Origin of the sequence: Halomonas sp. EF61 (assembly GCF_040147045.1) — a bacterium.
Classification (GTDB): Bacteria; Pseudomonadota; Gammaproteobacteria; order Pseudomonadales; family Halomonadaceae; genus Halomonas; species Halomonas litopenaei.
In genome coordinates, this window is sequence record NZ_JAMSHM010000001.1 from 168,234 (window position 1) to 189,638 (window position 21,405).

Annotated in this window: 19 protein-coding genes; 7 read left to right on the forward strand and 12 right to left on the reverse strand. The window is 64.0% G+C overall.

Going from position 1 to position 21,405, the window contains the following annotated elements:
- Positions 1–231 precede the first annotated feature (231 nt).
- Positions 232–1,176 carry a LysR substrate-binding domain-containing protein gene (locus NFI08_RS00740; protein WP_349586449.1) on the reverse strand — a complete coding sequence of 315 codons (945 nt, stop codon included), beginning with the start codon at positions 1,174–1,176 and terminating at the stop codon, positions 232–234.
- Positions 1,177–1,377: 201 nt separating this feature from the next.
- Here NFI08_RS00740 and NFI08_RS00745 point away from each other — a divergent pair, with 201 nt between their 5' ends.
- A complete protein-coding gene (locus NFI08_RS00745; protein ID WP_108132395.1) occupies positions 1,378–2,388 on the forward strand; it encodes a YeiH family protein in 1,011 nt (336 codons plus the stop codon).
- A 205-nt stretch (positions 2,389–2,593) separates the two neighbouring features.
- Here NFI08_RS00745 and NFI08_RS00750 read toward each other — a convergent pair whose 3' ends face one another.
- The 3 genes from NFI08_RS00750 to purE form a co-directional block, all read right to left on the reverse strand.
- Positions 2,594–3,502 carry a BMP family protein gene (locus NFI08_RS00750; protein ID WP_349586453.1) on the reverse strand — a complete coding sequence of 303 codons (909 nt, stop codon included), beginning with the start codon at positions 3,500–3,502 and terminating at the stop codon, positions 2,594–2,596.
- 135 nt (positions 3,503–3,637) lie between these two features.
- Complete coding sequence (locus NFI08_RS00755) at positions 3,638–4,753, reverse strand: 5-(carboxyamino)imidazole ribonucleotide synthase (protein WP_108448226.1); 1,116 nt, start codon at positions 4,751–4,753, stop codon at positions 3,638–3,640.
- 37 nt (positions 4,754–4,790) lie between these two features.
- Positions 4,791–5,312: a 5-(carboxyamino)imidazole ribonucleotide mutase gene (gene purE / locus NFI08_RS00760; protein WP_349586457.1), complete on the reverse strand. Its 522-nt coding sequence runs from the start codon at positions 5,310–5,312 to the stop codon at positions 4,791–4,793.
- A gap of 249 nt (positions 5,313–5,561) precedes the next feature.
- On the opposite strand from purE, the gene NFI08_RS00765 reads away from it, so the two are divergent.
- Positions 5,562–6,260, forward strand: a complete 699-nt coding sequence (locus NFI08_RS00765) for a YbaY family lipoprotein (protein ID WP_052704348.1) — start codon at positions 5,562–5,564, stop codon at positions 6,258–6,260.
- A 92-nt stretch (positions 6,261–6,352) separates the two neighbouring features.
- Here the strand turns inward: NFI08_RS00765 and NFI08_RS00770 are convergent, their stop codons facing one another.
- From NFI08_RS00770 to NFI08_RS00795, 6 genes are all read right to left on the reverse strand, one after another.
- On the reverse strand, positions 6,353–8,356 hold the full coding sequence (locus NFI08_RS00770; protein WP_349586462.1) for a TRAP transporter permease: 2,004 nt from the start codon (positions 8,354–8,356) through the stop codon (positions 6,353–6,355).
- Between the two features lie 140 nt (positions 8,357–8,496).
- Positions 8,497–9,096 (reverse strand): DUF1850 domain-containing protein, encoded by a 600-nt coding sequence (locus NFI08_RS00775; protein ID WP_349586465.1) that lies wholly within the window; start codon positions 9,094–9,096, stop codon positions 8,497–8,499.
- Positions 9,096–10,058 (reverse strand): TAXI family TRAP transporter solute-binding subunit, encoded by a 963-nt coding sequence (locus NFI08_RS00780; protein ID WP_349586468.1) that lies wholly within the window; start codon positions 10,056–10,058, stop codon positions 9,096–9,098. The genes NFI08_RS00775 and NFI08_RS00780 overlap by 1 nt, the downstream gene beginning before the upstream one ends.
- A 245-nt stretch (positions 10,059–10,303) precedes the next feature.
- Positions 10,304–11,506 carry an L-2-hydroxyglutarate dehydrogenase gene (gene lhgD / locus NFI08_RS00785; protein ID WP_349586471.1) on the reverse strand — a complete coding sequence of 401 codons (1,203 nt, stop codon included), beginning with the start codon at positions 11,504–11,506 and terminating at the stop codon, positions 10,304–10,306.
- 142 nt (positions 11,507–11,648) lie between these two features.
- Positions 11,649–12,644 carry a glutarate dioxygenase GlaH gene (gene glaH, locus NFI08_RS00790; protein WP_108132389.1) on the reverse strand — a complete coding sequence of 332 codons (996 nt, stop codon included), beginning with the start codon at positions 12,642–12,644 and terminating at the stop codon, positions 11,649–11,651.
- Between the two features lie 165 nt (positions 12,645–12,809).
- Complete coding sequence (locus NFI08_RS00795; RefSeq protein WP_349586474.1) at positions 12,810–14,231, reverse strand: APC family permease; 1,422 nt, start codon at positions 14,229–14,231, stop codon at positions 12,810–12,812.
- 323 nt (positions 14,232–14,554) lie between these two features.
- Between NFI08_RS00795 and NFI08_RS00800 the strand changes: the two genes are divergently transcribed.
- The 4 genes from NFI08_RS00800 to NFI08_RS00815 all read left to right on the forward strand — a co-directional run bounded on the left by NFI08_RS00800 (position 14,555) and on the right by NFI08_RS00815 (position 17,863).
- The gene (locus tag NFI08_RS00800) at positions 14,555–14,839 is read left to right on the forward strand and encodes an XRE family transcriptional regulator (RefSeq protein ID WP_071211119.1); all 285 of its coding nucleotides are present in this window, start codon (positions 14,555–14,557) and stop codon (positions 14,837–14,839) included.
- Positions 14,840–14,953: 114 nt separating this feature from the next.
- Positions 14,954–15,619, forward strand: a complete 666-nt coding sequence (locus NFI08_RS00805) for a hypothetical protein (protein WP_045992818.1) — start codon at positions 14,954–14,956, stop codon at positions 15,617–15,619.
- Positions 15,620–15,860: 241 nt separating this feature from the next.
- Positions 15,861–17,012 (forward strand): diguanylate cyclase, encoded by a 1,152-nt coding sequence (locus NFI08_RS00810; protein WP_349586478.1) that lies wholly within the window; start codon positions 15,861–15,863, stop codon positions 17,010–17,012.
- Between the two features lie 179 nt (positions 17,013–17,191).
- Positions 17,192–17,863 carry a hypothetical protein gene (locus NFI08_RS00815; RefSeq protein ID WP_348814778.1) on the forward strand — a complete coding sequence of 224 codons (672 nt, stop codon included), beginning with the start codon at positions 17,192–17,194 and terminating at the stop codon, positions 17,861–17,863.
- A gap of 2 nt (positions 17,864–17,865) precedes the next feature.
- On the opposite strand, the gene NFI08_RS00820 is transcribed toward NFI08_RS00815, so the two are convergent.
- Together NFI08_RS00820 and NFI08_RS00825 are read right to left on the reverse strand one after the other, a co-directional pair.
- Complete coding sequence (locus NFI08_RS00820; RefSeq protein WP_502881001.1) at positions 17,866–18,465, reverse strand: peroxidase-related enzyme; 600 nt, start codon at positions 18,463–18,465, stop codon at positions 17,866–17,868.
- A 226-nt stretch (positions 18,466–18,691) separates the two neighbouring features.
- Positions 18,692–20,191 (reverse strand): CoA-acylating methylmalonate-semialdehyde dehydrogenase, encoded by a 1,500-nt coding sequence (locus tag NFI08_RS00825; protein WP_349586482.1) that lies wholly within the window; start codon positions 20,189–20,191, stop codon positions 18,692–18,694.
- A gap of 248 nt (positions 20,192–20,439) precedes the next feature.
- Here NFI08_RS00825 and NFI08_RS00830 point away from each other — a divergent pair, with 248 nt between their 5' ends.
- Positions 20,440–21,387 (forward strand): LysR family transcriptional regulator, encoded by a 948-nt coding sequence (locus NFI08_RS00830; RefSeq protein WP_349586485.1) that lies wholly within the window; start codon positions 20,440–20,442, stop codon positions 21,385–21,387.
- Positions 21,388–21,405 lie beyond the last annotated feature (18 nt).

Below are 21,405 nucleotides of genomic sequence, written 5' to 3' on the forward strand. Positions count from 1 at the left end.
ACGCCCAGATCATGTGAACCCGCCAAGGTGGCTCGCCTGCTCTTGGTACCCCCAGGCCCACTTCGCGGTGATCGCCGCCATCCTGCTGTGGACCGGCAACGCTCAGATAATGTAACGGCACCGGCAACGGTCAAAGAACCCGCCAAGGTGGCTCGCCTGCTCTTGATACCCCCAGGCCCACTTCGCGGTGATCGCCGCGATCCTGCTGTGGACCGGCAACGCCCAGATCCTCTAGGCGTCCTGCGCCGGCAGCGCGAAGCGGCTTCTCTGTTCCATCAAGAAGACCTTGAAGGCCTGCCAGGCCGGGCTGCGGTAGCGGTCCGGATGCCACACCAGCGAGAAGTGGCGGGTCAGCGGCAGGTCATGTGACAGCGCCAGCAACTCCCCTCGTTCGAGCTCTCCCCGCACGCTCAGGTGCGACAAGCAACCCAGTCCCAGGCCCGCCGCCACAGCCTGCTTGATCGCCTCGTGCTGCCCCAGCTCCATGCGTACCTTGAGCCTCGGCACCCGGGGCAGCACCGCCGCCTCGAGCACCTCCCGGCTGCCGGAGCCGATCTCGCGCAGGATCCACGACTGCTCGATCAGATCAGCGTCCTCGACCCGGCCCTTGGCCACCAGCGGATGTCCGGGCGCGCAGACGATCACCATATGGTCCTCGCACCACACTTCGCTGGCGAGCCCCGGCTCGTGACAGCGCCCCTCGATCATCCCCAGATCGGCGTCGAAGCGCTGAACCTCGGAGATCACCTCGCCGGTATTGCGCAGCCTCAGGCGCAGGTCGACCCCCGGATGCAGCCCGCCGAACTCCCCGGCCAGCGGCGGCAACAGATAGGTGCCGATGGTGGCGCTGGCGGAGATCGCCAGGCTGCCGTGGAGCTCGTCTCCCGGTTCCTCGGCGGCGGCGATCAGCTCGCCCAGATCATCCAGCAGCTGTTCGGCGCGCGGCAGCAGCCGATGGCCCATGTCGTTCAGGCCAAGCCGCCTTCCCGGGCGTTCGAACAGGGTGACACCAAGCTGACGCTCCAGGTCTGCCAGCGCCTGGCTGGTCGCCGACTGGGACAGGCTCAGTTGCCTGGCCGCGGCGCTGACGGTTCCCAGCCGGGCCACCGCCACGAAGACCTCGAGCTGGCGCAGGGTGATATGGGAGCGGGTGGGACTGTCTGGCGAGAAACTCATCACGGTGCTCGACGGTTGCAGGGAAGATGGCGGGGAAACGACAACGGCTCCTATATCGGCTCAGCTTATAACAGGTTTCGTTATTACACGATAATCATCTGGTATATCCACGCCTAGAATCTCCCTATCGAACCGACGCCTCAGGCTCCACCCAGACGAGCCGGTAGCGACGATACCCTGACACGAAGAGGAGATCCGCTCATGTGGCAAGGACTTGCGCTATGCGCACTATTGACGCTGGCCGGGCAGGCCATCAGCCGACTGCCCGGTATCGCCGACGCAGGCGTCAGTCCGCTGGTGTTCGCCCTGCTGCTGGGCATCGTGGTCGGCAATCTGCCGCTCAAGCGCACCGTCGAGGGCGCCCAGCCGGGGCTCGCCTTCGCTACCCGCTGGCTGCTGCGCGGCGGCATCGTGCTGTTCGGCCTGTCGCTGACCTTCGCTCAGGTGGTCGGACTCGGGCCCAAGGTGCTGCTGCTGGACGCGCTGATCATCACCGCGGTACTGCTGGTCGGCTACCAGATCGGCACCCGGGTGCTCGGCATGGATCGCGAGACCACCCTGCTGACCAGTGCCGGCAGCGCCATCTGCGGCGCCGCTGCGGTGCTCGCCACCGAGTCGACCATTCGCTCGAAGCCGGCAGCGGCGTCCATGGCGGTGGCCACGGTGGTGCTGTTCGGCTCCCTGGCCATGCTGACCTACCCGCTGCTGTATCCGTGGCTGGGCATGGACGAGGGACTGTTCGGGGTCTATATCGGCGCTACCGTGCATGAGGTGGCCCAGGTGGTCGCCGCCGGCGACGCCGTCGGCCCGGATGCCCTGGCCAACGCGGTCATCGTCAAGCTGGTGCGGGTGATGCTGCTGGTGCCCTTCCTGCTGGTGGTCGGCCAATGGTGGCTGCGTCAGCCGACCCAGGAAGGCGCCGAGGCCGGCGCTCAGGGCGCACACAAGGCCAAGCTGGTGATCCCCTGGTTTGCCCTCGGCTTTATCGCCATGGTCGGCGTCAACAGCGTCATCACCCTGCCCGCGCCGCTGCACTCGGGTCTGGTGCTGGCCGGCCAGATCGCCCTGACCATGGCCATGGCCGCGCTTGGCATCAACACCCGGATGTCTCGCCTCAAGGCACTCGGCGTGAAGCCCTTTCTGCTCGCCCTGATCCTGTTTGTGCTACTGGTGGTTGGTGGCGGGATGGCCAGTGCCCTGCTGATGGGCTGACCGGATCGATGGACCGGGCAGGAACCCGATACACAGCGAAGAAGGCGGCCTTGCGGCCGCCTTCTTGCGTGGTGCTGATCCATTATTGAGCAGCGAGAGACTTGCATCCTCGACATGCCCCCTGCTACAGGGAGAATTCCTCGCCGTCGTAGGACGTCTGTACCTCGATGCTTCCTTCGACGATCTCGGCGGCGAGGCGATCGAGTTAGGCGACGATGTCGTCCTCGACCCAGGGCGCCAGCGACAGACGCACCGCCTCCGGGTTCTCCAGGCCGATACGCACCACCTCACCCGAGCTCCAGCTGCCCTCCTTGACCGCCTCGGCAGCTACAAAACCTGCCATGGACACGTTGGCGATGGCGGAGCCGGCGAACACCTCCGGGTAGTCCTCATGCCACTCGCGCACATTGCCGAACTGCCAAACGCCTTCGGCCTCCTGCATCGCCTCGATGGCCCCTTGGCGACCTGCGTTGAGCATGGTGAAGATGATATCGGCACCGGCATCGATCTGGGCGCTGGCCACGTCATGGGCCAGTGCCACGTCGTCCTGATCGCCGGCGAAGATGGTGAGGAAGTCGGCGTCCGGTCGGGTATGCTGCAGACCGTGGTAGAAGCCCCCGCGACCCTTGAGACCCGGAGTGACGCGAATCCCCGAGATATGGCCCACCACGCCGCTTTGGGTCAGCAGACCCGACGCTGCACCGGCGAGCCAGGCGGATTGCTCCTGAAGGACCTCATAGCTCGACACATTGTCGCCGGTGACATCCCCCTGGGTGACGGAGAACAGCACCTCGGGATAGTCCGCGGCCACCGTCATCACCGCCTCGGAATTCTGACCGCCGTGGGCGATGATCAGGTCCGGCCCGGCATCCGCCAATCGCCGCAGGGCGGCCTCAAGCGCGTCGGGCTCCGGCGCTATCCCGTCCTCGTAGCTGATCTCGGCGCCAAGTTCGGCCTCGATGCGCTCGAGTCCACGGTAACCCGCCTCCATGAAGCCGCCGTCATCCTTCTGCCCAGGCAATAGCATGGCCACCTCGAAGGCATCCGCCACGGCCAGGGAAGGCGAAAGCGAGAGACCACACAGCGCCGCCATGTATCCAACTTTGCGAATCATCGAACACCTCATTACTTATTTTTGTATACAGAACGCATCAACTACTCTAGCGCCGCGGTGGCGTCATCGCCACCCCGAAACAACGACGGGCCCCGTGTTGGGGCCCGTCGTGGAGGAGGCGAAACAGCGCCTGGCTCAGTCTTCGAAGCTGAAGCGCACCTCGGGCGCGTCCGGCACCAGGGCGGCGCATTCGCGCACCCGCTCGAGCAGGCTCGCGTGATCGTCGGCGACCAGGTTGATGTGACCAAGCTTGCGACCGGCGCGCTCGCTCTTGTCGTAGCGATGAAGATGAGCGTCGCGCATGGCCAGCACCTGGCTCGGCTCGGGCTCGCGTCCGATCACGTTGACCATGCAGGTCGGCGCCCGGGCACTGGTGTCCCCCAGCGGCAGGCCCTGGATGGCACGCAGATGATTCTCGAACTGGCTGGTCACCGCGCCATCCATGGTCCAGTGGCCGGAGTTGTGCACTCGCGGTGCCATCTCGTTGGCCAGCAGGCTGCCGTCGGCGCACTGGAACAGCTCCAGGGTCAGCACACCGACATAGTCCAGCTCATCCAGCAGCGCCCGGATGTATTCATCGGCGGTGTGCTGGACGCTATCGTCGAGATCCGGCATCGGCGCCAGCGAGTAACGCAGGATGCCATCGACATGGACGTTTTCCGCCATGGGATAGAACACCACCTCACCGTCGCGTCCGCGCACGGCGATGATCGACACCTCGCGCACGAAGTCGACGAAGGACTCGACGATCAACCGCGGGTGATTGATGCGCTTCCAGGCATCGGCCGCTTCCGCCGGGTCCTTGAGCACCGCCTGCCCCTTGCCGTCATAGCCCTCGGTGATCGACTTGGCCACCACCGGCGTGCCCAGCTCACGAGCGGCGGCTTCCAGCGACTCGGCGCTGTCCACCAGGCGATAGGCCGGCGTCGGAATACCCAGTCGATCGAACAGCGCCTTCTCCTCGGCCCGATTCTGACACACCCGGATCGCCTCACTGCCGGGGTAGACCGGTTTCTCGGCTTCGATCGCCTGGACCAGCGACACCGGCAGGTGCTCAAACTCGTAGGTGACCAGGTCGACGTCTTCGAGGAAGCTCTGGACGTGCTTCTGGTCGGTATCGATCATCACCTCACCGATCCCGGCGCTGGGGTGGCCGGTGGTATCGAGAAAGCGGAACCGGTTGGCCAGCGGATAGCCGGCCAGCGCCAGCATACGGCCGAGCTGTCCGGCCCCGAGAACGCCAATCTTCATGACTTGCTCCTGTTTTCCTGCGGGTACACGACGCCGTTCAGCCCTGGCGAGTCTCGGGCGGACGAGGATCGGGATTGTCGAGCACGGTCTGGGTCTGCTCGGCGCGGAAGGCCTCGACGGCCTCGCGAACCTGGCTGTCCCCGAGACCCACGATCTGGGCTGCCAGGAGGCCAGCATTGGTAGCACCAGCCTTGCCGATGGCCAGGGTGCCGACGGCGACGCCGCCCGGCATCTGGGCGATCGACAGCAGTGAATCCAGTCCCTTGAGCGCCTTGGACTCCACCGGCACGCCGAGCACCGGCAGCGCGGTCTGGGAGGCGACCATGCCGGGCAGGTGCGCTGCACCGCCGGCCCCGGCGATGATCACCTGAATACCACGCTCGGCGGCGCCCTTGGCGTAGTCGAACAGCAGATCCGGGGTGCGGTGGGCGGAGACCACCTGGGTCTCGTAGCTCACGCCGAGGCGCTCGAGCATGGTCACGGCGTGTTCCATGACCGGCCAGTCGGACTTGGAACCCATGATCACGCCGACCCGGGGCGCTGGGGAAGTGGATGACATCGGCAACTCCTCGAAGAAACGACGGCGCCGCGGCAAAGAAATCGCCACGACAAGGGAACAATCGGGAAGCGGCATAGTCTAGCAGAGCCGGGGGAGCAGTACCTCTCCCTATGCGGAGACGTCGCCAGCCAGCGACAGCGCCTTTCACCCTGACTGCGCATTGGCCTGCTAGGGTAACGCTGCTGTCGCGGCCATCGCCGACACTCCACGCCGCCTGACAGGACGACCCGCTCACCCAAGGAGAGAGCCATGAAACCGACCCTGCTGCTTATTGCCGCCCTGACCTCCGGCCTGGCGCTGGCCGGTTGCGATGAGGGACAGAGCACCGCCAGCACCGCGCAGGAGGGCTCGAACGCCAGCCAGCAGAGCACCACCGAACAGGCGCAGAAAATGACGCTTGACGGTACCCTGAGCTTCGCCGAGGCCGGCCAGAGCCTGCCCGACAATGCCGAGGTCACGGTGTTGCTCAACGACGTTGCCCTCGCCGACGCCCCGGCCAGGACCATCGCCGAAACCACGGTGACCATCGAGCGCCAGGCACCGACCGACTTCTCGCTGAGCTACGCAAGCGACGCGGTGAACCCGCGCCACACCCACAGCCTGCGTGGCGAGATCCGCAACGACGAAGGTCAGTTGGTGTGGACCAGTACCGAAGCCACTCCGGTGGAAGTCGGTGCCGACGCCGACCAGCCGCCGGTGTCGGTGGTGCTGCGCCCGGTGGGTGCCGACGGCAATGCCCAGAGCGACAGCATGCAGAAGGCCCAGGAGGCGCTGCTGTCCAGCGGTGATGAACCCACCGCCGCCGAGAAGCAGGCCGTGGAAGAGGCCGACGCCGTGGCCGAACAGGCCGCCGGCATGCAGGAGCCCAGCCAGGGCGCCGCCGCGGCGAGCGGCGAAAATGCCGACACCGGTGCCAATACCGAGACGTCGTCCAGCCAGCCGCAGTAAGCGAGCGCCCTCGACGGACCGGCTCCTCCCGATACGACAACGCCGTGCCCAAGGGCACGGCGTTGTCGCTGTTGGCGGCTGCCCTGGCGCCGCTACGCTGTTGCCGGCGAGCGGCGGGCCTGCCAGAAGTTGAGGCTGATGATCGCCAGCATGACGGCGGCACCGGCGACGTCGAACACCAGCGACGACAGGAACACCCCGACGATCGCCGGCAGCAGCAGCACGCGCTGCCAGATCGCCATGCGGGTGAACAGATAGCCTTCCAGGGTGGCGGCGAAGGCGCCCAGCGCCAGAAGCCCGGTGAAGCCCTTCCAGATCAGCAGCCAGACCGGCCCGCCGACGATGATCTCGGGGTTGTAGACCATGAACAGCGGCACCAGGTAGAGGCCCTTGGCAAACTTCCACGACTGGAAGCTGGTCTCCATGGGCTTGGCCCCGGCGATGGCGGCCCCGGCGAAGCCGGCCAGCGCGATCGGCGGCGTCACGTTGGAGTCCTGGGAATACCAGAACACCACCAGGTGGGCGATCAGCAACGGCACCCCGAACTCATTGGCCAGCGCCGGTCCCACCAGCACGATCAGCACGATATAGCTGGCCGTCACCGGCAGCCCCATGCCCAGCACGAGACTCGCCAGCAGCACCATGATCAGCGCCAGCAGCAGGTTACCGCCCGAGAAAGCCAGCATCATGGCCGAGAACTTGAGGCCGAGACCGGTCAGCCCCACTACCCCGACGATGATCCCTGCCACCGCACAGGCCATGGTCACCGCCACGGCGTTGCGCGCACCGAGTTCGAGGCCTTCAAGCAACTTGAGCAGACCGTTGCGACAGGCCAGCCCCAGACGCTCGGCGGTCACCGGCTGCCCCTCGCCTGGCGCCACGAACAAGAACCACACCGCGAAACGCAGCACCGCCACCAGCAGCATGCAGACGATGGCGTAGTAGCCCACTCGCATCGGCGACATGTTCATCATCAACAGCCACACCAGCACCGCCAGCGGCAGCAGGAAGTGCCAACCGTGCTTGAGCACGTCGCTCATCTGCGGCAGCTCGTCCTTGGCCATGCCCTGCATACCCTCCTTGAGGGCGATGATATGCACGAACAGATAGACGGTGGCGAAGTACATGAAGGCCGGCAGGATGCTGACCTTGACCACCTCGAGATACGGCAGCCGGGTGTACTCGGCGATCAGGAAGGCACCGGCCCCCATCAGCGGAGGCATGATCTGGCCACCGGTAGACGCCGCCGCCTCGATGCCACCGGCCTGGTGGGGCTTGTAGCCCAGGCGCTTCATCAGCGGGATGGTAAAGGCGCCGGTGGTGACCACGTTGGCGATGGCACTGCCGGAGATCGAGCCCATGCCGGCAGAAGCGATGACCGCGGCCTTGGCGGGACCGCCACGCTGGCGTCCGGTGGCGGCGTAGGCCAGATCGATAAAGAACTTGCCCGCCCCGGTGATCTCGAGAAAGGCACCGAACAACACAAAGATGAAGATATAGGTCGCGGCCACCCCCATGGGCAGGCCGAAGATGCCTTCCTGCCCCAGGTAAAGCTGGCCCACCAGGCGATCGAGATTGTAGCCGCGATGCTCGAGGATGCCGGGCAGGAACTGGCCGAGCCAGGGTAACTCGCCACGGGGCCCGGCAAAGGCGTAGAGGATGGCGATCAGGCCGATGATGGTCATGCCCAGACCCACCGCGCGACGGCTGGCCTCCAGCACCGTGATGGTAGCGATGATGCCGACGGTGATGTCGGTCTGGCTCCAGAAACCGGCGCGATTGATGATCTCGTCCAGGAACAGCGCCATGTAGCCGCCGGTGATCATCGCCCCGATGAAGAACACAAGGTCGATCGCCCCACCCAGTACGCCCCTGTCACGCTTGGGACCGAACACCGGAAACATCAGGAACGCCAGCATCATCACCAGCGCGAGGTGGATGCTGCGCTGATAGAACAGCCCCAGCGGCTGAATCCCCGCCGAGTAGAGCTGGAACAGCGACAGGCCGACCGCCACCAGGGTGATCAGCCATAGGATGGTCTTGGGGTGGTTGGCCTGGCTGCCAGGCACCACCGGTGAAGCTGCCGTTTCGCTCATTGTCGTGATTCTCGTCAGGCCTTGCCGGCGCTTGGCCGGTCGGCATAATTCGGAATGCTGTCGCAGGTCGCCGGCCCCTCAAGGGGCCGAAGTGCCCACGCGGTTGGTGGCATCATTCGATAGCCTGGGCCAACGACAGGCTAGTCGCGCCGCTCGAGTCCAACGCTGACCAAACGCCCCGCCGCCAGATCGCTCAGGCTAATGGGCTTGGAGGCCGCCGGCACGGCCAGGGAGTCCCCGTCCGGACAGTCGGCCCGAGCCTTGATCAACGTCTCCAGGGTCGGCTCACCACGGCTGACCAGGCGATGATCGACGCGCTTGGCGCCGACCCTAAGCCGATAGCGATTGCCGGGGACGGGCTCGTCGATGTCCTCGATCCAGTAGCCGCCCTGACCGTCGCTGACCTGGCGTCCGCGCCCGGGCACGTGGTCGAGGCCCGCGGCAAAGTCCGGCAGGTGGCTACGTTCAAGCACCATGGCACCGCCGAGGTTGCGATAGCAGTCGAGCACCTCGAAGCCTTCTACCGAGTGGTTCCAGGCCAGGCACCAGCCGGCGCCATCGGGCATCGGCAGTTCCACCAGCGCGGCGCCCTCGGCGTCGCGCACGCTCAAGGTGAAAAGAGCATCGCAGTCGGCATCACTTGCCTGGCCAGCGCCCGCCACGGTCATCAGCGTGACCAGCCCAAGCGCAGGCAGGGCGAGCCCGGAGGCCCGCCCTGCCATGAATCGACGCCCCGCCATCAGGGACGCTGCTTGTCCTGCACCTCGGCACCGACTTCCTCGTAGTAGCGCAGTGCGCCCGGGTGGAAGGCGATGGGTGTGGAGTTCACCGAGAACTCGACGGTGGTGTCATTGGCCGCCGGATGGATGGCGATCAACTCGTCGGTCTGCTCGAACAGGGTCTTGGTGATCTGGTAGGCCAGTTCCTCGTCCATCTCGCTGCTGGCGATCAGCACGTTGGGTACGCCAAGGGTCTGCACCGCTTCTTCCATGCCTTCGTAGAGACCGGCCTTGAGCTCATAGAGTGCAAACACCGGTTCGTCCTCGCGCGCCTTGGCGACTTCCTCGTCGCTGAGGCCGATCAGCCGAACATCGCTGGTGGTGGCCAGGTTCAGAATCGAGCTGGTGGGCGGCCCCACGCTCCAGAAACCGGCATCGATATCGCCATCACGCAGGGCGTCGGCGGTCTCGTTGAAGTTCAAGCGGCGCGGGTCGAAGTCGTCGTAGCTGATGCCGTTGGCTTCGAGGATGGCGCGGGCGTTGAGCTCGGTGCCGCTGCCCGGCGCACCCACGGACACGACCTTGCCTTCCAGGTCATCCAGCGAGTCGATGTCGGAGTCGGCCATGGTCACGATCTGCACCGCATTGGGATAGATGGAGGCGATGGCACGAATGTTCTCGAGCTTGCGCCCCTCGAAGTCACCGGTACCGGTAGCGCCCTGGTGGACGGTGTCGGCCAGCGCCAGCGCCAGATCGGAGTCACCACGCCAGACCAGTCCCATGTTCTCCACCGAGGCGCCGGTCACTTCGGCCACGGCGTCGTAGCCGTCGACGTGCTTCTTGATCAGCTCGGCCAGGCCTCCACCGTAGGGGTAGTAGGTGCCGCCGGTTCCACCGGTGGCGATCGACAGCTGGCTCTGGGCCACGGCGCTGTGGCTGGCAACCAGCAGGGATGCCGTCAGGGCAAGGGTCAGTGCTCGCATGGTCTTCCTCCGTTCCTCGTGGGAACCGCTTAGAATTTATTGTGCGGAATTGAAGTGTCGATACAGCAATCGCCTAGGCAAGCTAGCAAGAGCCGGCCTCGCTTGCCACTGCAGACATTTCGACGTTTTTTATCTTTGTCTGCAATTCTCACAAGGTCTTAGAGACACTGGCCCGCCATCCTGCCCGTCGAACCCCCGAAGGGCGCGCTTCTCAGGGAGCTGGCGTCGCGCCGGCTTTTCACGCCTCAGCGTTGACTGTCGACCTGCTCGCGTACCTTGGCGACGATATGGGCACCGATCGGCAACGCCGAGGTCGCCGCCGGCGATGGCGCATTGCCTACGTTGATGGTGCGCGGCGTGTTGACGAACAGGAAGTCGTCAACCAGCTTGCCGTCTCGTGTCACCGCCTGGGCACGCACCCCGGCCGGGTAGGGCTTCAGGTCATCGAGGGTGAGACTCGGGCAGTACTTGCGCACCTCTTCCAGATAGCCACGCCGTGACAGCGAGTTCTTCATCTCGCGCATGCCAGGGCCCAGATGACGCCACAGCACCTTGAGAATACCCGGATGGCTGACCATGCCGACCAGATCCGCTGCCGAGACATCCCGCTTGCGATAGCCCTCGCGGGCCAGTGCCAGCACGGCGTTGGGCCCCACCGTCACGCTGCCATCGATCATGCGGGTAAGGTGGACGCCGAGAAACGGCATGCTGGGGTCCGGAATCGGGTAGATCAGATGATTGACGATGGCGTTGCGGTGCTCGGGCAACTGAAAGTACTCCCCGCGGAAGGGACAGATGGTGAAGCTCGGGGTCTGCCCCAGCATGCGCACCACCCGGTCGGCCATCAGCCCCGAACAACTTACCAGGTAGCGACTGCAGAAGGTCTCGGTGGTGGTGGTCACCACCACTTCCTGGCGACGTTCGTCGAGCCCGGTGACCTCACGGGAATAGCGGATCTCGCCACCGCGTCGCTCGAACTCGGCGGCCATGGCGCGAGTGACCTCGGCATAGTCGACAATACCGCTGGACGGCACGAAGATGCCGCCGACGCCGGTGATGTTGGGCTCACGCTCTGCAAGGGCACCGGCGTCGAGCCATTCACGCTCGAGCCCATTGGCTTCGGTGCGTTCCCACAGGGCCTTCATCCGCCCCAACTCCACCTCGTTGGTGGCGACCAGCAGCTTGCCGCAGCTGTCGTAGGCGATGTCGTGGGTCTCGCAGAACGCCTTGGTGGCACGGTTGCCTTCCAGACAGAAGCGCGCCTTGAGGCTGCCCGGTGTGTAGTAGACCCCGGCGTGTATCACGCCACTGTTGTGACCGGTCTGATGGCGAGCCGGACCGTCCTCCTTTTCCAGCAACAGCATGCGCTTTTCAGGATAGGCGTCCTTAAGCTGCATGGCGGTGGACATGCCCAGAATGCCACCGCCGATGATGATGAAGTCGTACATGGGGGTCTCGTAGTCCTTGGTCTTGCCCCGCCGCCGGGACGGGGCCGGATATATCCTGGGCGACCGGGTATCGCGGGGCCCATCACCCTAGAGTACCGCGTCGGGCCGTGCCCCGCTTCCCCCCTCTTCCCCGGAGGACACCTCAGCCCTGGCGCGCTCGCAGGGTGCTGCCACAGGTGAAGACACCGCGCTGGCGCATCAGCTCGCGTCTGAGCTGCGGGTGAGCCTTGAACTTGTCGCGACCGTGCAGCCAGAAGTGGTTGTTGATCAGCAGGAAGCTGCCGACCGGGTTGGGCAGGGAGATGACGCCGTCGCTCGACTCCAGCGAGTCGGACAGCTCGCAGAGCCAGTTGCCCTCCTCCAGATCACGTGGCTGGACGAACTGATCGATGTAGGCCATCACTGGGCGGCCATCACGGTCGACGTCGAATACCGGGTGAAAGACGTCGCGCACCACATTCTTGCTGGGCGGAGCCGACCAGCGCATCTCACTGAACGCCAGCGGGTGACGGCAGAACCGCTCCAGCTCGTGCCAGTCGTCCAGATGCAGCAGCCGCGAGTTGCCGCCTTCCATGTGCTGCTCGTCGATCTTCATCATCAGCACGTAGTCGGTGACCTGCTCGACGAAGGTGCCGTCGTTGTGAAGCTCCATCACCCGATGCGGCGCCCGCAGATAGCTGTCGGAGGTGTCGACATTCTCGACCACGAAGCGGGCATAGTACTGACCACTCATGGCATCGAAGTTGGATCGTCCGATCAGGTGGGCAACGGCGGTGGCAAACTTGACCATGTCCTCGGCCTGCTCGACCCGGTCCAGCCCTTCCGGCACGACCTGCAGCGCTCCCTGGCGACGGTCCAGCAGGATATTCGCCAGCCGCGGCCTGAGCGTTCCCTCGCACAGCTCATCGAGTATCCCCGCGACACGAAAACGCAGCATCGACTTGTACTCCAGCGCCTGAATCGGCCATTCGGCACAGGCGTCGAGGAAGGCAGCGACGACCGACCGCTCGACACGCAGCTCCTGCAGACGCTCGGAAGAGGTCGACGGGACCAGGGTGAACCCGCGCGGATCGCGTGCGCCAGGGGCGGTGGTCTGATCATCACGATCCTGAAGTTGGGCAGAGGCAAGGATGGACATGGCAGGGCTCCGTATTTGTTTTGACGTTTTGCCAAAATATCTACATTTTTATTTTTGGTCAACAAAAACCCGGCTGCCGCCGGGTTCTGACATTCTCGACAAGGTCCAGAGTTCTAAAAGCGTCCGCCGGGCGGCAAGATGCCGACCGGCGTTGCGGTCAAGGCGTCAGGTGCCTTCCAGCTCACGACGCATCTGTCGCTGGCTGTAGGCCGTGCCATAGCGGCGGCGGGACCACAGGTACAGGCAAAGCCCGGCGCCCATCCAGCCGGCGAACAGTCCCCACTCGATGGGTGACAGCGCCGAGGGGCTGCCGGGCAGGTAGAGCCCGATCAGTCCCAGCGACAGCACCACCGCCAGCCAGCCGACCAGGCGAGGATGGCTGACCTTGAACGGTCTTTCGAGTTCCGGCTCCTTGCGCCGAAGCACCAGAAACGAAATGGATACGAACAGGTAGGCGATGACGATGCCGAGACCACCGGCCACCACCAGCCACACCATGGCCTGGCGTCCCAGCAGAGGTGCCAGGCTCGACAAGGCTCCCATCAACAGGATGGCGTTGACCGGCGTCCTGTGACGAGGATGCAGCTTGGTCAGAAAGGCCGGCAGCATACCGCAGTGGGCCAGTGCATAGATGGCGCGCGAGCCACCGACGTAGAAGGCGTTCCAGCTGGTCAGGATGCCGGCGATACCCGCCAGCACCATCAGGTTGGCCGCCCAGGGGGTGTTGAACACCGCCCCCATGGCGTCAGGTACCGCCAGGGAGCTGTTCTCGAGCTCCGCCTTGGGCAGCATCAATGCCGTTCCCAGCACGATGAAGGCGTACCAGAACACCGCCAGGACCACCGACAGCATCAAAACCCGACCGATCTCGCGAAACGGCAGGTCGATCTCTTCCGCCGCCTGCGGGATGACGTCGAAGCCGACAAACAGGAAAGGAACCATGATCAGCACCATGGTAATCCCGCCCAGCACACCCTCTTCGGTGTTGAACAACGGCGTCAGCGAAGCGCTGCTACCCTCGAACAGGGCGCCGGTGATGAACATCACACCGACGGCCAGAATCAGCAGCGTCACCACCTTCTGCACCAGCGCCGCGGTGCGCACGCCAACATAGTTGATGGCCATCATGACCACCGAGCCGGCCACACCGACGGCAACCCAGGTGGCCTTGACGTCCCAGCCCGCCAGGGTCCACAGGTGACCGACGGCGTAGCCGGGGAACAGATGCTCGACCACGGTGGGCAGCGCTACCGCCTCGAAGGCCACCACGCTGAGATAACCCAGCACGATCGCCCAGGTACACAGAAAGGAGGCAAAATGGCCCAGGGCACGGTAGCTGTAGACGTGCTCACCACCGACCTGGGGCATCGCCGAAGCGAGCTCAGAGTAGGTCAGCCCCACCAGCACGATCACCATGCCGCCCAGCACGAATGCCAGTATGGCGCCAAGGCTTCCTGCCGAGGTGATGAAGCCACCCGTCAATACGATCCAGCCCCAGCCGACCATGGCACCGAAGGCCAGCGCCAGGACGTCCTTGCGGGCCAGCACTCGGCTCAGCTGGGCTCCGCCATTGCTGTTATTGTCCATGAGATAAACCTCTCGCCGCAGTGGTGCGTTCCCGCAGAACAGTGATTGTTGACCGGGGACAGGACGCACCGTTGAATTTATCAATCGCGCGTGCAACTTATCATGAGGATGTTTGCCGTCCGCAGCCTTCGTTTATACCTCTTTGGTCTAAGTTTGTAGGGCCTGCAGATGGCGCCATCGCCGTCAGCAGCAGTCTCCCGCGGCGTCTGCGGAATGAGGAGTTTTCGTCGCTGCGCCACGCCCAGAACGGACACCAAATTGGACTGGCAAGAGGGCAAAAAAGGTTGCATGCTGTAGGGGTCGAAAACGCCCATTGGAGTACCATGAGCACCGCAGATTCCTTGTCTCGAGCAGACGCTTCCGAACCGCCTCCTCGACGATGCCCTGACCTCGATGTCAGGGACCTGGAACAGCGCACACGACTGATGCGCATTGTTACGCGGCTTATCGCCGTATCTGATCTCGGAAGCCGCGAGATCGCACGCCGCGCGGGTCTCCCCATGCAGAAGATCAGTGATCTGCTGTCGGGACGACTGGAACACTTCACCTGCGACGAGCTGCAGGCCATTCGCCGCATCATCGACGATGGCCATCTGTCACTCTCCTGAATGGCCCGTGCTGGACGGCGCCCCGGAAGGCAATTCTGCCAGGGCGCCGCGTCTTGTTGGCGCGAGCCATTGCCCCACCTTTCCCCTTGATCTTCATGCCATGAGGAATCATCGATGCGCCGTCTGCTAGCGGCTTGTCTGCTATGTGTGTCTGCAAGCGCCCTGGCCGATGGCCAGGCCACCCTGGTCGATGGCAGTGGCGACCCCGAGAGCGCCGTCACCGCACGCTGGATCGGTGATCAACTGCGCCTGGACTTTCCCCGCCACGCGGCCAAGGGCTATCTGCTGTTGAGAGACGGCAAGGGCCACGTGGTCACCAACTTCGGTGGTCAGACGGTGGTGCTGGGCATCCGCGATGTTCAATCCATCGCCGGGCAACTCGGTGGCCAGGACCTGTCCGATCTCGGCAGTTACCAGGCCCAGCAGGTGCTGTCGCTGGAGCCTGTCGGCACGCGGGAAAGCGTCGCCGGCATCGAGGGCGAGGTCTATCGTCTTGACTGGATTACCCAGGAGGGCGATCGCCGAGAGGATGAACTGGTACTCAGCCAGCGACCGGAGGTCATCGAGCTTTTACGGGTCGTCGACCGCTATCAGAGCATTCTGTCGGGGCAACCGGACCCGGTGGCGGCAAGGCTCGAGCAACAGGGGCTCGGACTTCTGCGTTTTGGCGACAAGTTCCAGGTGGCCAGCCTGACGGCGACGTCGCCCGACCCTGCCCTGCTGGCATTGCCATCCCAGAGTGGCAACGTTGGTGAGCTGTTGCGTTCGGTCATTCAATAGACTTAGGCCCAGGCGCCAACTTTCCCCCTCTCCAGCACTAGATCCACAGCATACCTAGGATGGTGTACTTGATCGCGCACCGCGTGGAATAGGCGTGTGTCAATTGCGTGTAAAACCGCGAAAATGCGATGCACAAGTATCCAATCCACGATATATCTTGAAGGTAGCCTTCAAGACATGGTGTGGCCCCACGGCTCGATGTCGTTCCGTGGCGCGTCACACCCATCCAGTGAGAGTTGCCATGAGGCCAATCGACAAGTCCCTGCTGGAACAGATGCACATCAGCGAGGTCGAGATCCAGCGTCGCAAGGAATTCCTGAACCTCGACGAAGCCGATCTGGCGGATCTGGCAGCGCTCAAGCCCATCATCAACGAGCATATCGAGATCATCGTCGAAGAGTTCTACGAGCGGCAGACCGAGATCGACGAGATCAGCCTGCTGATCGGCGACTCCGAGACCCTGCAGCGACTGCGCTCGGCCCAGCGCCAGTACGTCCTCGACATCTTCACCGGCTACTACGACGCGGAATACGTCAACAGTCGGCTGCGCATCGGTCTGGTGCACAAGCGTATCGGCGTCGAGCCCAAGCTTTTTCTGGCCGCCATGCGCACGCTCAAGGAAATCCTGTTTCGCGTCATCGACGAGAACCTCGAGGACGATCAGGCGACCAAGTCGGCGAAGAATAACCTCGACAAGCTGATGTACTTCGATATCACCCTGGTCTTCGATACCTATATCGATACCCTGCTCAACGAGGTCCACAGCGCCAAGCGCCGGATGGAGCTCTACGCCCGCAACCTGGAGGAGAAAACCAAGGAGCTGGCCACCTACGCAGAAAAGGACGCCCTTACCGGGCTGTTCAACAAGCGAGGCATGAGCGAGGCCCTGAACAGAGAGATCCGCATGGCCGAGCGACGTCACTCGCTGGTCAGCCTGATCTACTGCGATATCGATGACTTCAAGCAGATCAACGATACCCACGGCCACCACAAGGGTGATGAAATCCTCGTCACCTTCGGCCAGATCATGCGTGAAACGGTCCGCAGCAGCGACATCTGCTGCCGCCTCGGAGGCGATGAATTCTGCTGCATCCTGCCAGACTGTGACGCCAAGAGCGCCAAGACCATCGGCAGCAAGATTGAACTGGGCTTCCAGAGCAAGTACCCGAATTTCTCGATCAGCCTGGGCGTCGCCGAGACCGGGGATCGAGACTACCTGCGCGAGGAAGAACTGCTGCGCGCCGCCGACGCCATGATGTATCGCAACAAGGAAGCCAGAAAGCGTAGTGCCGCAGAGGCCGCCTCGAAGACCTCAGCCAGGACGTTGCCAGCCCCCGCCCAGGCAGCAGAAAAGACAACCAGCTCAACGGCCGCCCAGAGTGACGATCACTGACTTCCACTCGCCTGGCTCAGCATTGTCTCGATAAAAATTTAAATTTCTGCTAATAAAGTTGGATCTAAAATAAAAAGCCTCGATCAGGGCATGCGGGAAGCTCGGCAGACGCCCCTGCTTCAACCAGGTCCTGATGGTGGCATGTGCTGGTTGTCGTACGGTCTCGAGGAAAATGCCCCATGTCCTACCATGAAGCCAAGGAACACGCGCCCGGTCGCCTGCATCGGCTATTCAGTTCGCCCTATACCGCCTTCGACAACCAGACCAGCGAGCGACGCCTGCATCTGCTGCTGGCCCTCAATCTGCTGGTCTTCGCGCCGATGCGCCAGGGCCGACTGACGTTACGACTCCTCGATGGCTGGGAAAACGGCGACTGCGAACAGCACACCCTGAACTTCCGGGACGCCGACATCCACCGCCCCCAGGACCTCATCAACGCCGCACCACACACCCAGTCACGCCCACTGCTCGCCCCGGCCCTGGAAGAGGCGTTGTCCAGCGCCGAGGCCAATGCCATGGGGCTGGATAGCGATATTCGCCTTCACCCGGCGAAGTGGCCGGCCTTCCCCGGCGGACTCTCGCTCTACACACGCTACAAGGTCTGCCATCGCCTCATCTATGGCGAAGACGACAGCTACCGCTCGATTCGCTGCGAGACCCCGGTAGGCCTGCGCGAGATTCACGAGTTCCACCTCGAAGAAGGCGACTTCGCCGTCAGCCTGCCCCACGATGACTCCCCCGCCGACAGCGATGACACCGTGGGCCTGGTCCTTCATGCGGCCCAGCGCTCCGCCCTCACCCACTGGCTTGCCGATCTGGCAGAGCAACCACTGTCGAAGCTGATGGGCTGAGTTCAGGCGTCTCTGGGCACCCTGCCCATCAAGTAGAATTCCGGGTTGGGTGGCGTCCCGGTCAAGGTCACCAGGCGGTTGGACAGCCCAAAGAAGGCGCAGATCGCACCGATATCCCAGATATCGTCGCGGCTGAACCCGACCGCCTGCAGACGTTGCTCCCACTCATCGGTCAGCTCGCCCAGATCGATTGCGCAGTGCAGCGCGAAGTCCAGCATGACGCGATGTCGCTCGCTCAAGCCTGCACTGCGATGGTTGACCGCCACCTGATCGGCGAGCAGAGGATCCTTGCTGTAGATCCTGACCAGCGCACCATGGGCCACCACGCAGTAGAGGCAGTGGTTGCGGGCGCTGGTGGCGACCACGATCATCTCCTTCTCGGCCTTGGTCAGGCTATCGGACTCACGCTCCATCAGCGCATCATGATAGGCGAAGAAGGCGCGAAACTCCGCCGGTCGGTGGGCCAGCATCAAGAAGACATTCGGCACGAATCCCGCCTTCTCCTGAACCGCCAGGATGCTGTCACGGATATCATCGGGCAGATCGTTCAGTGATTCGGGGACGGGAAAGCGGCTGAGTGATGGACTGATTGAAGGGCTCATGGGGGCTCCGGGCTGACGCGGACATGGAAGAAGGGGCAGGCAACTCATTGACGTTAACGTAAAGGTCAATATTGCGCTCTGGTACTTTGATCGAATGCCGGGTCGCCGCTGCCGAAAACGACGATGCCCCCTTGATGGGGGCATCGCAGCCTGCAGCCGGGTCAGGCCCGAGAACTCCAGGCAGACAGGACGTTGCGCCCCGCTGCCACTTTTGCTCAGCCCTGGATCAGCTCAGCGAAATCGTGCTGTTGATGCCGCTCGAGACGTTTTCCGGCTCGAACCAACGCGCGGTCACCGTCTTGGTCTGGGTCCAGAAGCTGATGGCCTGCTTGCCATTGGGGCCAAGGTCGCCCAGCTTGGAGGCGCGCGAGCCGGTAAAGCTGAAGTAGGCCACCGGCACCGGGATCGGCACATTGATGCCCACCTGACCGACATCGATATCGCTCTCGAAGCGACGCGCCACCCAGCCAGAATTGGTGAAGATGGAAGTACCATTGCCGTTGGGGTTGGCGTTGACGAAGGCAATGGCCTCGTCCAGCGTGTCCACCTCGACCACGCACAGCACCGGACCAAACACCTCTTCACGATAGATGCTCATGTCCGCCGTCACACCGGCGAACAGGGTCGGGCCGACGAAGTTGCCGTCGGGGTAGCCCTCGACCTGGCAGCCACGTCCGTCGACCAGCAGCCGGGCGCCTTCCTGTTCGCCCTTGGCGATCAAGCCTTCGACACGATCCTTGGCCGCCGGTGACACCAGAGGCCCGAGATCCGCCTCGCGGTCGGTGCCAGGCCCCACCTTCATGTTGCGAGCCCCCTCGACGATATCATCGAGCCACTCCCGGGCCTGGCCGACCAGCACCACCACCGAGTTGGCCATGCAGCGCTGGCCGGCGGCACCGAAGGCCGACCCCAGCAGGTTGTTGATGGCCTGAGAGCGGTTGGCGTCAGGCATCACGACACAGTGGTTCTTGGCGCCCATCATGGCTTGAGCGCGCTTGCCGGACTCGCTGGCACGGCGATAAAGCTGGGTGCCGACATGGGTGGACCCGATAAACGACATGGCCTTGATATCCGGGTGCTCGCACAGGTGATTGGCGACATCAGGGCCGCCATGCACCACGTTGAGCACACCGGCGGGGACACCGGCCTCGAGCGCCAGTTCCACCAGGCGCAGGGTGGAGCTCGGGTCCTGTTCGGAGGGCTTCAGCACGAAGGTGTTGCCGGTGGCAATGGCCAGCGGGAACATGAAGCAGGGCAACATGATGGGGAAGTTGAAGGCGGTGATGCCGGCACCTACCCCCAGCGGCTGGTTGAGGGTGTAGACGTCCACCTCGTTGGCGGCGTTCTCGGCAAGCTCCCCCAGTTGCAGCGAGGTGATCGAGCAGGCGTGTTCGACCACCTCGAGACCACGACCGACTTCACCTTCGGCGTCGGGCAGGGTCTTGCCGTGCTCTTCGGTGATCAGGGCGGCAAGCTCCGGGGTATGCTCGCGAATCAGCGCCTGCAGCTTGAGCATGATGCGCATGCGCTTGGCCAGCGGCACCTTGCGCCAGGTGGCAAAGGCCTGATGGGCGCTGGCAACGGCCCGGTCGACCTCCTCCAGGGTACAGAACGGCACCCGCGCGACCACTTGCTGGGTCGCCGGATTGATCACATCGCGCCATTCGCTGGACTGCGAGAGGACGGCCTGGCCATCGATGATCATGGGAATTTCGCGGACTGACATGGGCGTGCTCCGGCTGTTGTCGTTGTGCATGAGCGTGGCGTCGTATGAGATGGACTGGGCGTACTGCCATGCCTGCAGCCGCCTTGATCGCTGTGGCGGTGTGCACCACGGCACGGCTATCCATGCTGACCAGTCTAGACACAGGTAGGATGGCCAAACAACGGCCAGCCAGGCACATTGCTTGTGCACTGACGCACAACCACAAACACATCGAAGTCCACGACGTCGTCGCTCAGCGGAGGTGATATTTGCTTGACTGGCAGGACCTGCAGGTCTTTCTCGAGGTGGCCAGGCATGCCCGCCTGTCCGACGCCGCCCGACGGCTGGGCGTTGACCACTCGACCCTGTCGCGGCGAACCCGCCGCTTCGAACAGCGACTCAACACCCAGTTGTTCGAACGCAGCACCCATGGCTACCGCCTGACTCCCGCCGGCGAACGTCTGAAGAGCCACGCGGAACAGATGGCCCGACACGCCGACGAGGCCGCCGACAGTCTGACCGATCAGAACCTGCGTCTGGAGGGCCAGATCCGACTTGGCGTGACCGAAGGCTTCGGGACCTGGGTGGTGGCCCCGCTGCTCAGCGCCTTCTGCCGGCGTCATCCCGGCCTCACCCTGGACCTGCTGGCGCTGCCTCGCGTGGTCAATCTCAGCCGCCATGAGGCAGACCTGGCGATCACCATCGAACGACCGGGCAACCCCGGCCTGGTCACCTCGCGACTGTGCGACTACCGGCTCAAGCTCTACGCGGCGAGGCACTACGTCGAGCGCCACGGGGCGCCGCCGCAGCTTGCCCAGCTGGGCACACATCCGCTGATCGGCTACGTGGACGACCTGTTGTTCAGCGAGCAGCTCAACTACCTGGATCCGTTACTGTCGCCGCAGGTGCAACAGGCGCAGCAGACCCACTTTGCGCTTCGCAGCACCAGCGTGACGACCCAGATGATGGCCACCGAGAGCGGCGCAGGCCTGGGCATTCTGCCGTGCTTCATGACGGCGGGACGAGAAGGGCTGATGCCGCTGCTGGAGGACGAAGTATCGGTGGTGCGTCAGTTCTGGATCACCGCCCGGCAGGAGCAGCGCCAGCTTGCCCGGGTGCGTCTGCTGTGGGACTTCCTGCGCGAGGCGCTGGCAATGAACCAGGATTTTTTGATGGGACGCCATGACCGGCTGGTGCTGCCGGACGACGTCGAATGAACACCGGCTGGCTGCCAC